At 56.7% G+C, this 15,626-nt stretch carries 12 protein-coding genes and 1 tRNA gene; all 13 read right to left on the bottom strand.

Annotated elements, in window-relative coordinates:
* A partial coding sequence (locus NPS47_RS24640; protein ID WP_245222814.1) for a GTP-binding protein occupies nt 1–195 on the bottom strand: 195 nt, incomplete at its 3' end.
* Nucleotides 196–225: 30 nt separating this feature from the next.
* Nucleotides 226–2,373, bottom strand: coding sequence for an elongation factor G (fusA, locus tag NPS47_RS24635; RefSeq protein WP_274297341.1), 2,148 nt, complete (start codon nt 2,371–2,373; stop codon nt 226–228).
* Nucleotides 2,374–2,403: 30 nt separating this feature from the next.
* Complete coding sequence (gene rpsG / locus NPS47_RS24630) at nt 2,404–2,874, bottom strand: 30S ribosomal protein S7 (protein WP_008089143.1); 471 nt, start codon at nt 2,872–2,874, stop codon at nt 2,404–2,406.
* A gap of 120 nt (nt 2,875–2,994) precedes the next feature.
* Nucleotides 2,995–3,366, bottom strand: a complete 372-nt coding sequence (gene rpsL, locus NPS47_RS24625) for a 30S ribosomal protein S12 (protein WP_003186084.1) — start codon at nt 3,364–3,366, stop codon at nt 2,995–2,997.
* A gap of 210 nt (nt 3,367–3,576) precedes the next feature.
* Complete coding sequence (gene rpoC / locus NPS47_RS24620; RefSeq protein WP_274297340.1) at nt 3,577–7,776, bottom strand: DNA-directed RNA polymerase subunit beta'; 4,200 nt, start codon at nt 7,774–7,776, stop codon at nt 3,577–3,579.
* A gap of 64 nt (nt 7,777–7,840) precedes the next feature.
* The gene (gene rpoB, locus NPS47_RS24615) at nt 7,841–11,914 is read right to left on the bottom strand and encodes a DNA-directed RNA polymerase subunit beta (RefSeq protein WP_274297339.1); all 4,074 of its coding nucleotides are present in this window, start codon (nt 11,912–11,914) and stop codon (nt 7,841–7,843) included.
* Nucleotides 11,915–12,133: 219 nt separating this feature from the next.
* Nucleotides 12,134–12,499, bottom strand: coding sequence for a 50S ribosomal protein L7/L12 (rplL, locus tag NPS47_RS24610; protein ID WP_007957596.1), 366 nt, complete (start codon nt 12,497–12,499; stop codon nt 12,134–12,136).
* 78 nt (nt 12,500–12,577) lie between these two features.
* Nucleotides 12,578–13,078: a 50S ribosomal protein L10 gene (rplJ, locus tag NPS47_RS24605; protein WP_028944939.1), complete on the bottom strand. Its 501-nt coding sequence runs from the start codon at nt 13,076–13,078 to the stop codon at nt 12,578–12,580.
* A gap of 200 nt (nt 13,079–13,278) precedes the next feature.
* Nucleotides 13,279–13,974 carry a 50S ribosomal protein L1 gene (rplA, locus tag NPS47_RS24600; RefSeq protein WP_028944938.1) on the bottom strand — a complete coding sequence of 232 codons (696 nt, stop codon included), beginning with the start codon at nt 13,972–13,974 and terminating at the stop codon, nt 13,279–13,281.
* Nucleotides 13,974–14,405, bottom strand: a complete 432-nt coding sequence (rplK, locus tag NPS47_RS24595; RefSeq protein WP_028944937.1) for a 50S ribosomal protein L11 — start codon at nt 14,403–14,405, stop codon at nt 13,974–13,976. Before rplK ends, rplA begins: the two co-directional genes overlap by 1 nt.
* 119 nt (nt 14,406–14,524) lie before the next feature.
* Nucleotides 14,525–15,058, bottom strand: a complete 534-nt coding sequence (gene nusG, locus NPS47_RS24590; protein ID WP_010443972.1) for a transcription termination/antitermination protein NusG — start codon at nt 15,056–15,058, stop codon at nt 14,525–14,527.
* Between the two features lie 9 nt (nt 15,059–15,067).
* A complete protein-coding gene (secE, locus tag NPS47_RS24585; RefSeq protein WP_274297338.1) occupies nt 15,068–15,436 on the bottom strand; it encodes a preprotein translocase subunit SecE in 369 nt (122 codons plus the stop codon).
* 45 nt (nt 15,437–15,481) lie between these two features.
* Nucleotides 15,482–15,557, bottom strand: a tRNA-Trp gene (locus NPS47_RS24580).
* Nucleotides 15,558–15,626: the final 69 nt, after the last annotated feature.

Genomic DNA, 15,626 nt, shown 5'->3' with positions numbered 1-15,626 from the left:
GGTGTTGATGGTGATACCGCGAGCTTTTTCTTCTGGAGCCGAGTCGATCTTGTCGAACTCAACAACGGCCGAACCGAAAACTTCGGAGCAGACGCGAGTCAGAGCTGCAGTCAGAGTGGTTTTACCGTGGTCAACGTGACCGATGGTGCCAACGTTGACGTGCGGAAGGGAACGATCAAATTTTTCTTTAGCCACGACAGTGAACCTCTTGCCTAAAGGGCTGGATTAGCCTTGTTTTTTAACGAGTGCTTCGACGATATTCGACGGAGCTTCGGCGTATTTGGAGAATTCCATGGAGTAGCTCGCGCGACCCTGAGACATGGAACGAACGTCGGTCGCATAACCGAACATCTCTCCGAGCGGAACTTCAGCACGGACAACCTTGCCGGACACCGAATCTTCCATACCCTGGATCAGACCACGACGACGGTTCAGGTCACCCATCACGTCACCCATGTAGTCCTCAGGGGTCACAACTTCTACTTTCATGATCGGTTCAAGCACTTTACCGCCGCCTTTGGCAGCGAGTTGCTTGGTCGCCATGGAAGCGGCCACCTTGAACGCCATCTCGTTGGAGTCGACGTCGTGGTAGGAACCATCAAACACGGTTGCCTTCAGGCCGATCAGCGGATAGCCGGCAACGATGCCGTTCTTCATCTGCTCTTCGATACCCTTCTGGATCGCCGGGATGTATTCCTTAGGAACCACACCACCTACAACTTCGTTGGTGAATTCCAGGCCTTCGGTGATGTTGCCCTGGGCATCCACCGACGGCTGCGAGAAGCGAATCCAGCAGTGACCGAACTGACCACGACCACCGGACTGACGAACGAACTTACCTTCGATCTCGACGTTGTCCTTGGTGATCTGCTCGCGGTAGGAAACCTGCGGCTTACCGATGTTGGCCTCAACGTTGAACTCGCGCTTCATGCGGTCAACGAGGATGTCCAGGTGAAGCTCGCCCATACCCGAGATGATGGTCTGGCCGGTTTCTTCATCAGTCTTGACGCGGAACGACGGGTCTTCCTGAGCCAGTTTGCCCAGCGCGATACCCATCTTCTCCTGGTCCTGCTTGGTCTTTGGCTCAACAGCTACCGAGATCACAGGCTCCGGGAAGTCCATACGCTCAAGGATGATCGGCTTGTCGGCGTTGCACAGGGTGTCACCGGTGGTGACGTCCTTCATGCCGATCAGAGCAGCGATATCGCCTGCCAGTACTTCTTTGATTTCTTCACGCTGGTTGGCGTGCATCTGCACCATACGACCAACGCGCTCTTTCTTGCCCTTGACCGAGTTGATCACGGAGTCGCCGGACTGCAGCATACCCGAGTAAACGCGGACGAAGGTCAGAGTACCAACGAACGGGTCGGTGGCAATCTTGAACGCCAGAGCCGAGAACGGCTCGTTGTCGTCTGCATGACGCTCGTCGTAGTCTTCTGCAACCAGCTCTTCCTTCGGCTTCTCGATCAGGTCAGGGTGGATACCCTTGATCGCAGGAATCTCGGTAGGAGCAGGCAGGAAGTCGATAACGGCATCGAGAACCAGAGGAACGCCCTTGTTCTTGAAGGAAGAACCGCAGACAGCCGGAACGATCTCGCTGGCCAGGGTGCGCGCACGCAGACCGGCTTTGATTTCTTCGACCGACAGTTCACCTTCTTCAAGGTACTTGTTCATCAGCTCTTCGTTGGCTTCGGCAGCGGCTTCGACCATGTTGGCGCGCCACTCTTCAGCCAGCTCCAGCATATCGGCAGGAATTTCTTCCTCGCGATAGGTGGTGCCTTTGTCGTCGTCGTTCCAGTAGATAGCCTTCATCTTGATCAGGTCAACCTGACCCTGGAAGTTATCTTCCGAACCGATGGCCAGCTGAACAGGAACCGGGGTGTGACCCAGACGGTTCTTGATCTGACCTACGACGCGCAGGAAGTTGGCACCGGCACGGTCCATCTTGTTCACGTAAACAACACGTGGAACGCCGTACTTGTTGGCTTGACGCCATACGGTTTCGGACTGAGGCTCAACGCCGGAGGTACCGCAGAACACAACGACCGCGCCGTCGAGTACGCGCAGCGAACGTTCTACTTCAATGGTGAAGTCAACGTGGCCGGGGGTATCGATGACGTTTACGCGGTATTTGCCGTACTGGCCACGGGAACCTTCCCAGAAAGTGGTTACAGCAGCGGAGGTAATGGTAATACCCCGCTCCTGCTCCTGCACCATCCAGTCGGTGGTCGCGGCGCCGTCATGCACCTCGCCCATTTTGTGGCTCAGACCTGTGTAAAACAGGATCCGCTCGGTAGTGGTAGTTTTGCCCGCGTCAACGTGCGCGCAAATACCAATGTTACGGTAGCGGTTGATTGGTGTAGTACGAGCCATAGAGCCCTCGCAAAAATAGTGATGCCTGAATTAGAAGCGGTAGTGCGAGAACGCTTTGTTGGCTTCGGCCATACGGTGTACGTCTTCACGCTTCTTGACTGCAGCACCTTTGCCTTCAGCAGCATCCAGCAGCTCGCCAGCCAGGCGCAGAGCCATGGACTTCTCGCCACGCTTGCGGGCGTAGTCTACCAACCAGCGCATTGCCAGGGCGTTACGACGGGATGGACGAACTTCAACAGGAACCTGGTAAGTGGCACCGCCTACACGGCGCGACTTAACTTCGACCAGCGGAGCGATGGCGTCGAGAGCTTTCTCGAAGATTTCCAGGGGATCGCTGTTCTTGCGTTCTTTAACCTTGTCCAGTGCACCGTAAACGATACGCTCGGCAACGGCTTTCTTGCCGCTTTCCATAACGTGGTTCATGAACTTGGCGAGGATCTGGCTTCCGTATTTTGGATCGTCCAGAATCTCACGCTTGGCTGCTACACGACGTCTTGGCATTGATAAGCCCTCAAACGGTCTTCAGGTTAGCCCGGGACAGTGAACCCAGAGGGTGCGTGCCCGACCTTACTCTTATCGACTCAATAAAATTGATAACTGCAAAATGCAACAAACGGCCGATTACTTCGGACGCTTGGTACCGTACTTCGAACGACCTTGGTTACGACCTTTAACACCGGAGGTATCCAGGGAGCCGCGAACGGTGTGGTAACGAACACCTGGCAAGTCTTTTACACGACCGCCACGGATCAGTACGACGCTGTGCTCTTGCAGGTTGTGGCCTTCACCACCGATGTACGAGGAAACCTCGAAACCGTTGGTCAGACGCACACGGCATACTTTACGCAGTGCCGAGTTAGGTTTTTTCGGCGTAGTGGTGTACACACGGGTGCACACGCCACGACGTTGCGGGCAGTTCTGCAGCGCAGGAACGTCGGATTTCTCGACGATACGCTTACGCGGCTGACGTACCAGCTGGTTGATAGTTGCCATCTACTAGCTCCACTGTTGTCTTGCGACGCTATTGTCTTGCAAGAAAAGCAAAAATTGGCAGGACGGAGCCCCACCAAATTTAGGGGTACAAGAGTCTAAAGAGGATCTTGCCCCCAGTCAAGACGAGGCCCCAGCCTCCCTCCTCCAGTCATCGGCAACAATTTATGTTGCCAATGACCGGATCGGGTCAGCCAGGGCCCAGTCCTACTTTCAGTTACCGCTGGAGTTCAGCGCTTCAGTCAGTGCGGCTTCCACCTCACTGGCACTTACGCGCAGCGGCTTGTCGGCATCACGGCGACGCTTGCGCTCGCTGTGGTAGGCCAGACCGGTACCGGCCGGGATAAGACGACCGACGACCACGTTTTCTTTCAGGCCGCGCAGGTAATCGCGCTTGCCGGTTACCGCCGCTTCGGTCAGTACGCGGGTGGTTTCCTGGAAGGAAGCCGCCGAGATGAACGATTCGGTGGACAGCGAGGCCTTGGTGATACCCAGCAGAACACGAGTGAACTTGGAGACGAACTTGTCTTCCGCGTTCAGACGCTCGTTTTCTACCAGTACGTGAGTCAGTTCCATCTGGTCGCCCTTGATGAAGCTGGAATCGCCCGACTCGGCAATCTCGACCTTGCGCAGCATCTGACGCAGGATGGTTTCGATGTGCTTGTCGTTGATCTTCACGCCTTGCAGACGGTAAACGTCCTGAATCTCGTTGACGATGTACTTGGCCAGCGCGCTTACACCCAGCAGACGCAGGATATCGTGCGGATCGCTTGGACCGTCGGAGATAACTTCGCCGCGGTTCACTTGTTCGCCTTCGAAGACGTTCAGGTGGCGCCACTTCGGAATCAGCTCTTCGTACGGATCGCTACCGTCGTTCGGGGTGATAACCAGACGGCGCTTGCCTTTGGTCTCTTTACCGAACGCGATGGTGCCGCTGACTTCAGCCAGAATCGAGGCTTCTTTCGGACGACGGGCTTCGAACAAGTCGGCAACCCGCGGCAGACCACCGGTGATGTCACGGGTTTTCGACGTTTCTTGCGGGATACGCGCGATAACGTCACCAACACCGATCTGTGCACCGTCGGCCACGCCGACCAGGGCGTTAGCCGGCAGGAAGTACTGAGCAGGTACGTCGGTACCTGGCAGCAGCAGATCTTTGCCATTGGCGTCGACCATCTTGATTGCAGGACGGATTTCCTTACCTGCAGCCGGACGGTCTTTAACGTCCAGAACTTCAATGTTGGTCAAACCAGTCAATTCGTCAGTCTGACGCTTGATGGTGATGCCTTCTTCCATGCCCACGAAGGTCACGGTACCTTTCATTTCGGTAACGATCGGGTGGGTGTGCGGGTCCCACTTGGCGACGATTGCGCCAGCGTCGACCTTGTCGCCTTCCTTGACCGAAATCACCGCACCGTAAGGCAGCTTGTAACGCTCACGCTCACGACCAAACTCGTCGGCAATCGCCAACTCACCGGAACGCGATACGGCAACCAGGTTACCGTCGGCACGCTCAACCTGCTTCAGGTTGTGCAGACGGACTACACCGCCGTTCTTCACCTGGACGCTGTCGGCAGCCGAGGTCCGGCTTGCAGCACCACCGATGTGGAACGTACGCATGGTCAGCTGGGTACCCGGCTCACCGATCGACTGTGCAGCGATAACGCCGACAGCTTCACCGATGTTCACCTGGTGACCGCGAGCCAGGTCACGACCGTAGCACTTGGCGCAGATACCGTAGCGGGTTTCGCAGCTGATCGGCGAACGCACGATCACTTCGTCGATGCTGTTCAGCTCAATGAATTCAACCCACTTCTCATCAACCAGGGTACCGGCCGGAACGATAACGTCGTCGGTGCCTGGCTTGAACACGTCACGGGCGATAACACGACCCAGTACACGCTCACCCAGCGGCTCTACAACGTCGCCGCCTTCAATGTGCGGCGTCATCAGCAGGCCTTGCTCGGTGCCGCAATCGATCTCGGTAACCACCAGATCCTGGGCAACGTCTACCAGACGACGGGTCAGGTAACCGGAGTTCGCGGTTTTCAACGCGGTATCCGCAAGACCTTTACGAGCACCGTGAGTCGAGATGAAGTACTGGAGTACGCTCAGACCTTCACGGAAGTTCGCGGTGATCGGCGTCTCGATGATCGAGCCGTCCGGCTTGGCCATCAGACCACGCATACCGGCCAGCTGACGAATCTGAGCTGCCGAACCCCGGGCACCGGAGTCAGCCATCATGTACATCGAGTTGAAGGACTCTTGCTCGACTTCGTCGCCATTGCGGTCGATGACCTTCTCTTTCGAGAGGTTGGCCATCATCGCCTTGGACACTTCGTCGTTCGCCTTGGACCACAAGTCGATGACTTTGTTGTACTTCTCGCCCTGGGTTACCAGGCCGGAGGCGTACTGGCTCTCGATCTCTTTCACTTCGTCGGTAGCGGTACCGATGATGCGGGCTTTTTCATCCGGGATAACGAAGTCGTTAACACCGATGGAAACGCCGGAGATGGTCGAGTAGGCAAAACCGGTGTACATCAGCTGGTCAGCGAAGATCACGGTCTCTTTCAGACCAACCACGCGGTAGCACTGGTTGATCAGCTTGGAGATCGCCTTTTTCTTCATTGGCTGGTTGACCACGTCGTACGACAGACCTGGTGGTACAACCTGGAACAGCAGTGCACGACCGACAGTGGTGTCGACGATACGGGTGTTCTTGACGCTGCCGCCATCACGATCGTTGACGGTTTCGTTGATACGAACCTTGATCTTGGCGTGCAGGGCAGCTTCGCCGGCGCGGAATACGCGGTCGACTTCCTGCAGGTCGGCGAATACGCGACCTTCGCCCTTGGCGTTGATGGCTTCACGGGTCATGTAGTACAGACCCAGTACAACGTCCTGCGAAGGAACGATGATTGGCTCACCGTTAGCTGGCGACAGAATGTTGTTGGTCGACATCATCAGCGCGCGCGCTTCGAGCTGGGCTTCCAGCGTCAGCGGCACGTGCACGGCCATCTGGTCACCGTCGAAGTCGGCGTTGTACGCAGCACAGACCAGCGGGTGCAGCTGGATAGCCTTACCTTCGATCAGTACCGGTTCAAAGGCCTGGATACCCAGACGGTGAAGGGTCGGTGCACGGTTGAGCAGTACGGGGTGTTCGCGAATCACTTCGGCGAGAACGTCCCACACCTCTGGCAGCTCGCGCTCGACCATCTTCTTGGCAGCCTTGATGGTGGTCGCCAGACCACGCATTTCCAGCTTGCCGAAAATGAACGGCTTGAACAGCTCGAGAGCCATTTTCTTCGGCAGACCGCACTGGTGCAGACGCAGGGTCGGACCTACGGTAATTACCGAACGGCCAGAGTAGTCAACACGCTTACCGAGCAAGTTCTGACGGAAACGACCTTGCTTACCCTTGATCATGTCGGCCAGGGATTTCAGAGGACGCTTGTTCGAGCCGGTGATGGCACGGCCGCGACGACCGTTATCCAGCAAGGCGTCGACCGCTTCCTGCAGCATGCGCTTTTCGTTGCGCACGATGATGTCCGGCGCGGACAGGTCGAGCAGGCGCTTCAGACGGTTGTTACGGTTGATCACCCGACGATACAGATCGTTGAGGTCGGAAGTCGCGAAGCGACCGCCATCGAGCGGAACCAATGGACGCAGGTCTGGCGGCAGAACCGGCAGAACGGTCAGGACCATCCACTCAGGCAGGTTGCCCGAGCCCTGGAAGGCTTCCATCAGTTTCAGACGCTTGGACAGCTTCTTGATCTTGGTTTCGGAGTTGGTCTGCGGAATCTCTTCGCGCAGGCGACCAATCTCGTGCTCCAGGTCGATAGCGTGCAGCAGCTCGCGGACAGCCTCGGCACCCATGCGGGCGTCGAAGTCATCACCGAACTCTTCCAGCGCTTCGAAGTACTGCTCGTCGTTGAGCAGCTGGCCTTTTTCCAGCGTGGTCATGCCCGGATCGATAACGACATAGCTCTCGAAGTAGAGAACGCGTTCGATATCACGCAGGGTCATGTCCATCAGCAGGCCGATACGCGACGGCAGCGATTTCAGGAACCAGATGTGGGCAACTGGAGAGGCCAGTTCGATGTGCGCCATGCGCTCACGACGAACCTTGGCCAGGGCGACTTCAACGCCGCACTTCTCACAGATCACGCCACGGTGTTTCAGGCGCTTGTACTTACCGCACAGGCACTCGTAGTCCTTGACTGGGCCAAAGATCTTGGCGCAGAACAGGCCGTCACGCTCAGGTTTGAACGTACGGTAGTTGATGGTTTCCGGCTTTTTAACTTCACCGAACGACCACGAACGGATCATCTCAGGCGAGGCCAATCCGATACGGATGGCGTCGAACTCTTCGACTTGACCCTGGTTTTTCAGCAAATTCAGTAGGTCTTTCAAGGCCTTTCCTCCTGGCGGAGCAGGGAGCGGGCTTTTCAGCCACGCTCCCGATTCGCGTCACGTGTTATTCGGTTTCCAGATCGATATCGATACCGAGCGAACGGATCTCTTTGATCAACACGTTGAAGGACTCGGGCATGCCCGGCTCCATACGGTGATCGCCGTCCACGATGTTTTTGTACATCTTGGTCCGACCGTTCACGTCGTCCGACTTCACTGTGAGCATTTCTTGCAGGGTGTATGCCGCGCCGTATGCTTCCAGCGCCCACACTTCCATCTCCCCGAAACGCTGACCACCGAACTGCGCCTTACCACCCAGCGGCTGCTGGGTAACCAGGCTGTAAGAACCAGTGGAACGCGCGTGCATCTTGTCGTCCACCAAGTGGTTCAGCTTGAGCATGTACATGTAACCAACGGTCACTGGACGCTCGAACTTGTTACCGGTACGGCCGTCGAACAGCTGCATCTGACCGCTTTCTGGCATGTCTGCCAGTTTCAGCATGGCCTTGATTTCGCTTTCCTTGGCGCCGTCGAAGACTGGAGTGGCCATAGGCACACCGCCTTTGAGGTTCTTCGCCAGATCCAGGATTTCCTGGTCGGAGAAGTCTTCCAGGCTTTCCTGACGACCACCGATCTCGTTGTAGATCTCGGTGAGGAACTTGCGCAGTTCAATGACCTTGCGCTGCTCTTCGAGCATGCGGTTGATCTTCTCGCCCAGACCTTTGGCCGCCAGGCCCAGGTGGGTTTCGAGGATCTGACCAACGTTCATACGCGATGGTACACCCAATGGGTTGAGTACCACGTCAACCGGCGTACCGTTGGCGTCGTGCGGCATGTCTTCGACCGGCATGATCACCGAGACCACACCCTTGTTACCGTGACGACCGGCCATCTTGTCGCCCGGCTGGATGCGGCGTCGGATTGCCAGGTAGACCTTGACGATCTTCAGTACGCCCGGTGCCAGGTCATCGCCCTGCTGCAGCTTGCGCTTCTTGTCTTCGAACTTGTCGTCAAGCAGACGGCGACGATCAACGATGTAGGCCTGGGCCTTCTCAAGTTGCTCGTTCAGCGCGTCTTCGGCCATGCGCAGTTTGAACCACTGGCCGTGCTCCAGACCGTCCAGTACTTCGTTGGTGATCACAGTGCCCTTCTTCAGGCCTGCACCACCATCGACGACCTGGCCATTCAGGGCAGAACGCAGACGCTCGAAGGTTGCGCCTTCAACGATACGGAACTCTTCGTTCAGGTCCTTGCGGATCTCGTCGAGCTGCATCTTCTCGATGGACAGCGCACGGCTGTCGCGCTCAACGCCGTCACGGGTGAAGACCTGTACGTCGATGACGGTACCTTTGGTGCCGGTAGGCACGCGCAGGGAGGTGTCTTTGACGTCGCTGGCCTTCTCACCGAAGATCGCACGCAGCAGCTTCTCTTCTGGCGTCAGCTGGGTTTCGCCTTTTGGCGTGACCTTGCCGACCAGAATGTCGCCGGCGCCAACTTCAGCACCCACGTAAACGATACCGGCTTCGTCCAGCTTGTTCAGCGCAGCTTCACCGACGTTCGGAATGTCCGCGGTGATCTCTTCTGGGCCAAGCTTGGTGTCACGGGCCACACAGGTCAGTTCCTGGATGTGGATCGTGGTGAAGCGGTCTTCCTGAACCACACGCTCGGACAGGCAGATGGAGTCTTCGAAGTTGAAGCCGTTCCACGCCATGAACGCGATGCGCATGTTCTGACCCAGTGCCAGTTCACCCATGTCGGTGGACGGACCGTCGGCCATGATGTCGCTACGCTGAACCACATCACCTTTGCTCACCAGCGGACGCTGGTTGATGCAGGTGTTCTGGTTCGAGCGGGTGTACTTGGTCAGGTTGTAGATGTCGACACCGGCTTCACCGGTTTCTACTTCGTCATCGGCAACGCGAACAACGATACGGCTGGCATCAACGGAGTCGATCACGCCGCCACGACGGGCCACGACGCAAACGCCGGAGTCACGGGCAACGTTACGCTCCATGCCGGTACCGACCAGCGGCTTGTCAGCACGCAGGGTTGGTACAGCCTGACGCTGCATGTTCGAACCCATCAACGCACGGTTGGCGTCGTCGTGCTCGAGGAACGGAATCAGCGACGCTGCAACCGAAACTACCTGCTTCGGCGAAACGTCCATCAGGGTGACGTCTTCCGGCGCCTTGACGGTGAATTCGTTCAGGTGACGAACGGCTACCAGCTCGTCGATCAGTTGCTTCTTGTCGTTCATCGCGGCCGAAGCCTGGGCGATGACGTGATCAGCCTCTTCGATCGCCGACAGGAACACGATGTCGTCGGTGACAACACCCTCTTTAACCACACGGTACGGACTTTCCAGGAAGCCGTACTGGTTGGTGCGGGCATAGGCCGCCAGGGAGTTGATCAGACCGATGTTCGGACCTTCAGGGGTCTCGATCGGGCACACACGGCCGTAATGGGTCGGGTGGACGTCACGGACTTCGAAGCCTGCACGCTCACGGGTCAGACCACCAGGGCCGAGTGCGGAGACACGACGCTTGTGGGTGATCTCGGAGAGCGGGTTGTTCTGGTCCATGAACTGCGAGAGCTGGCTGGAGCCGAAGAACTCTTTCACCGCCGCCGCAACCGGCTTGGCGTTGATCAGGTCCTGAGGCATCAGGCCTTCGCTTTCTGCCATCGACAGACGCTCTTTGACCGCGCGCTCAACACGCACCAGGCCAACGCGGAACTGGTTCTCGGCCATCTCGCCGACGCAACGAACGCGACGGTTACCGAGGTGGTCGATGTCGTCGACGATGCCTTTGCCGTTACGGATATCGACCAGGGTCTTGAGGACCTCGACGATGTCTTCCTTGCTCAGCACGCCCGAACCTTCGATTTCGGTACGACCGATACGACGGTTGAACTTCATGCGGCCAACGGCCGACAGGTCGTAACGCTCGGCGCTGAAGAACAGGTTGTTGAACAGGGTCTCGGCAGCATCCTTGGTTGGCGGCTCGCCAGGACGCATCATCCGGTAGATTTCGACCAGCGCTTCCAGCTGATTGCTGGTGGAGTCGATCTTCAGGGTATCGGAGATGAACGGACCGCAATCGATGTCGTTGGTGTACAGGGTCTCGATGCGGACAACCTGAGCCTTGGCGATCTTGATCAGCAGCTCGGTGTTCAGCTCGGTGTTGCACTCGGCGAGGATTTCACCGGTTGCCGGGTGCACGATGGCCTTGGCGGTGGTGCGGCCCAGGACGTATTCCATAGGAACGTCGAGCTGCTTGACGCCAGCCTTTTCCAGCTGGTTGATGTGACGAGCGGTAATACGACGACCCTGCTCGACAATCACCTTGCCGGTTTCATCATGGATGTCCATGACCGCAACTTCACCACGCAGGCGCTGAGGCACCAGCTCCAGGCTGAGCTTCTCGCCCGAGACGTGGAAAACGTTGGTGGTGTAGAAGGCATCCAGGACTTCTTCGGTGCTGTAACCCAGCGCGCGCAGCAGTACCGAGGCCGGCAGCTTGCGACGACGGTCGATACGGACGAATACACAGTCTTTCGGATCGAATTCGAAGTCCAGCCACGAGCCGCGGTAAGGAATGATCCGCGCCGAGTACAGCAGTTTGCCAGAGCTGTGCGTTTTGCCGCGGTCGTGATCGAAGAACACGCCCGGCGAACGGTGCAGCTGGGAAACGATAACACGCTCGGTACCGTTGATTACGAAGGTACCGTTTTCAGTCATCAGGGGGATTTCACCCATGTAGACTTCTTGCTCTTTGATGTCCTTGATCGCTTTGTTCGACGATTCTTTGTCGAAAATGATCAGGCGGACTTTTACCCGCAGCGGTACCGCGTAGGTCACGCCGCGCAGTACGCATTCTTTGACATCAAAAGCCGGTTCGCCCAGACGATAGCCAACGTACTCCAGGGCAGCATTGCCGGAGTAGCTGATGATCGGGAAAACCGATTTGAAGGCCGCATGCAGGCCCACGTCGCGGAACTGATCTTTGGTCGCTCCCGCTTGCAAGAATTCACGATACGAATCCAGCTGGATGGCCAGGAGGTAAGGCACATCCATGACGTCCGGCAACTTGCTAAAGTCCTTGCGGATACGTTTTTTCTCAGTGTATGAGTAAGCCATCAGCGTTCCCCAGCTTGGTCACCTGCTTGTTTGGCTTCTCCCGACGGGAGCAGCCAGAAAATCGTGCAAACCCCATGGTTTGCGCCACCATCGTTGGTGGTTACAGCTCGTTATCGGCGCCGACCTGGTCAGCCGCCAATAACGGAAAAAGGCCGGTGGCAAGAGCCACCAGCCATCAGCCGTTTGCTTAGCGCTCGGGCTGGAGTCGCAAAGTCGAAATTACTTGAGTTCGACTTTAGCGCCTGCTTCTTCCAGCTTCTTCTTGGCGTCTTCAGCGGCTTCTTTCGAAACGCCTTCAGCGACAACCTGAGGAGCGCCGTCAACTTTCTCTTTGGCTTCTTTCAGGCCCAGACCGGTCAGTTCACGAACGGCCTTGATCACGTTGACTTTCTTCTCGCCGGCTTCAACCAGAACAACGTTGAATTCGGTTTGCTCTTCAACAACGGCAGCGGCAGCAGCTGGGCCAGCAGCGGCAACAGCAGCGGTAACGCCGAAGGTTTCTTCCATTGCTTTGATCAGCTCAACAACTTCCAGAACGGTTTTCTGGCCGATTGCTTCGATGATTTGCTCGTTAGTCAGAGACATGACTTAAATCCTGTATTGGGGTGACAGCCTACGCAGCTATCAAATTAAACGTATGATTTCGAAAGGGCTTTCTGTGCCTTAGGCAGCAGTAGCTTCTTTCTGGTCGCGAATAGCTGCCAGAGTACGAGCCAGCTTGCTGGTAGCGCCTTGGATCACGCTCATCAGCTTCGCGATAGCTTCGTCGCGGGTCGGCAGGGTAGCCAACACGTCGATTTCGTTAGCGGCAAGGAACTTGCCGTCGAACGCAGCTGCCTTGATCTCGAACTTGTCCTGACCCTTGGCGAACTCTTTGAACAGACGAGCAGCAGCGCCCGGGTGTTCGTTGGAGAATGCGATCAGGGTCGGGCCGGTGAAGGCGTCGTTGAGGACACTGAATTCAGTGTCAGCAACAGCGCGCTTGAGCAGGGTGTTACGTACGACACGTACGTATACGCCAGCTTCACGAGCCTCTTTACGGAGTCCGGTCATTGCGCCTACAGTCACACCACGGGCATCAGCCACGACAGCGGACAGAGCGACTTTGGCAGCCTCGTTGACTTCAGCGACGATGGCCTTCTTGTCTTCGAGTTTAATTGCCACGGGTAAAACTCCTGCTTGTTACCGTTTCATCTGGCCGAAGCCGGATGTCGTTTTGGTGTCTGATTCGGTAAGGAACCGGGAGCACCATCTGCGTAGGCTTGAGGTTTAAGGCTTGCGCCGCCTACGGTCTTGGATAGCCCCCGCCAGGCAGGGACCCCAATTTTTTCAAGCGGACGCGATTACTCGCGCCGGCTTTTGTCTTACGCGTTCAGCGAGCTCTGGTCGATGACCAGACCTGGGCCCATAGTGGTGCTCAGGGTAACGCGCTTAACGTAGATACCTTTCGAAGAAGCTGGCTTGATACGCTTCAGATCAGCGATCAGGGCTTCAACGTTTTCCTTCAGCTTGCCAGCTTCAAAGCCGACTTTGCCAACGGAGGTGTGGATGATGCCGTTTTTGTCGGTGCGATAACGAACCTGACCAGCCTTGGCGTTTTTGACCGCGGTGGCTACGTCTGGAGTTACGGTACCGACTTTCGGGTTAGGCATCAGGCCGCGAGGACCCAGAACCTGACCCAGCTGACCTACAACACGCATTGCGTCCGGGGAAGCAATAACGACGTCATAGTTCAGGTCGCCGCCTTTCATTTCGGCAGCCAGATCGTCCATACCTACACGGTCAGCGCCGGCAGCCAGAGCGGCCTCAGCAGCTGGACCCTGGGTGAAGACAGCAACACGTACGGTCTTGCCAGTGCCGTGTGGCAGCACGGTAGCGCTACGAACGACCTGGTCGGATTTACGTGGGTCAACACCGAGGTTGACAGCAACGTCGAAGGATTCGCTGAACTTCACGGTGGACAGTTCGGCCAGCAGTACTGCTGCGTCTTCGAAGTTGTAGACTTTGCCAGCTTCGAGTTTCGAAGCAATGGCCTTTTGGCGCTTGGTCAGCTTAGCCATTACACACCCTCCACGTTGAGGCCCATGCTGCGAGCAGAACCGGCGATGGTACGCACGGCTGCTTCCATGTCAGCGGCAGTCAGATCAGCATTTTTGGTTTTTGCGATCTCTTCCAGCTGAGCACGGGTCACAGTACCGACTTTAACGGTGTTCGGACGTGCAGAACCGCTGGTCAGGCCAGCTGCTTTCTTCAGCAGAACCGAAGCAGGGGTGCTTTTGGTTTCGAAGGTGAAGCTGCGGTCACTGTAAACAGTGATGATCACAGGAGTCGGCAGGCCGGCTTCTTGACCCTGAGTACGGGCGTTGAAGGCCTTGCAGAATTCCATGATGTTCACACCGTGTTGACCCAGTGCTGGACCAACGGGTGGGCTTGGGTTGGCCTGGCCGGCCTTTACTTGCAGCTTGATGTAAGCCTGAATCTTCTTAGCCATGAGCTACTCCAATATCGGGTACGAACGCCTGAAGGCTCCCCGGATTACTTGCGTTTTATCCCAGTGACGACAAAACCCCGCAGCACATAGGGCTGCGGGGTATGGGATGCTTTGTTCGGCTAGACCTTCTCGACCTGGCTGAACTCGAGCTCTACCGGGGTAGAGCGACCGAAAATAAGCACGGCCACCTGGATCCGGCTCTTCTCGTAGTTAACTTCTTCAACGGTCCCGTTGAAATCAGCAAACGGACCATCGGTAACGCGGACCACTTCGCCTGGCTCGAACAACGTCTTCGGCTTGGGCTTGTCGCTGCCATCGGCAACGCGGCGGAGAATGGCTTCAGCTTCTTTATCAGTGATCGGTGCAGGCTTGTCTGCAGTACCACCGATGAAGCCCATGACACGAGGAGTATCCTTGACCAAGTGCCAAGTACCTTCGTTCATGTCCATTTGCACCAGGACATAGCCAGGGAAGAACTTACGTTCGCTCTTGCGCTTCTGGCCATTGCGCATCTCAACCACTTCTTCAGTGGGGACCAGAATTTCGCCGAAGCCGTCTTCCATGCCAGCCAGCTTTACGCGCTCGATCAGCGAGCGCATTACATGCTTCTCGTAACCCGAGTAAGCATGCACAACATACCAACGCTTAGCCACGGGACACCCTTAGCCAACAATCAAGGAAATCAACCAACCGAGCAGGGAGTCGAGACCCCACAGCAGCAGCGCCATAACCAGAACAACCGCCACTACGATGAGTGTGGTTTGCATGGTCTCTTGACGGGTTGGCCATACGACTTTACGAATCTCGGTGCGAGCTTCCTTTACCAGCGCGAAAAACGACTTACCCTTGACGGTCTGCAGGGCAATGAAGCCAGCAACAGCAGCCAGAACGAGCAATGCGAGTACGCGATACAGAATCGGCGAGGCGGAGTAATAAAGATTACCCACAACACCAACGACCACCAAAGCGACAACAGCCAGCCACTTGAGCAGATCAAAACGAGAGTCTTGGGCTTCAGCCTTGGGAGTCATCTAGGAAGATCCTGTGAAAAGAAAGCCAGACACACGAGGTGAATCTGGCAGGTCAGGAGGGAATCGAACCCCCAACCTACGGTTTTGGAGACCGTCGCTCTGCCAATTGAGCTACTGACCTAAAAGCTTATCAGGCCGGCCATTATGCCGACCTGATCGAGAGAAATCAACTACTTATTCGATAATCTTT

It is taken from the genome of Pseudomonas putida, from assembly GCF_028682475.1.
In the GTDB taxonomy this organism is placed as follows: domain Bacteria; phylum Pseudomonadota; class Gammaproteobacteria; order Pseudomonadales; family Pseudomonadaceae; genus Aquipseudomonas; species Aquipseudomonas putida_AG.
Note: the sequence above shows the minus strand (reverse complement) of the source record. Positions and strands in the feature narration are given on the sequence as shown.

Bases quoted from the DNA above. Each gene is read 5' to 3' on its own strand.
- secE (WP_274297338.1), bottom strand. From the start codon at position 15,436: ATGACTCCCAAGGCTGAAGCCCAAGACTCTCGTTTTGATCTGCTCAAG.
- rplA (WP_028944938.1), bottom strand. From the start codon at position 13,974: ATGGCTAAGCTGACCAAGCGCCAAAAGGCCATTGCTTCGAAACTCGAA.
- rplL (WP_007957596.1), bottom strand. From the start codon at position 12,499: ATGTCTCTGACTAACGAGCAAATCATCGAAGCAATCGGCCAGAAAACC.
- rpsL (WP_003186084.1), bottom strand. From the start codon at position 3,366: ATGGCAACTATCAACCAGCTGGTACGTCAGCCGCGTAAGCGTATCGTC.
- rplK (WP_028944937.1), bottom strand. From the start codon at position 14,405: ATGGCTAAGAAGATTCAGGCTTACATCAAGCTGCAAGTAAAGGCCGGC.
- fusA (WP_274297341.1), bottom strand. From the start codon at position 2,373: ATGGCTCGTACTACACCAATCAACCGCTACCGTAACATTGGTATTTGC.
- rpoB (WP_274297339.1), bottom strand. From the start codon at position 11,914: ATGGCTTACTCATACACTGAGAAAAAACGTATCCGCAAGGACTTTAGC.
- rpsG (WP_008089143.1), bottom strand. From the start codon at position 2,874: ATGCCAAGACGTCGTGTAGCAGCCAAGCGTGAGATTCTGGACGATCCA.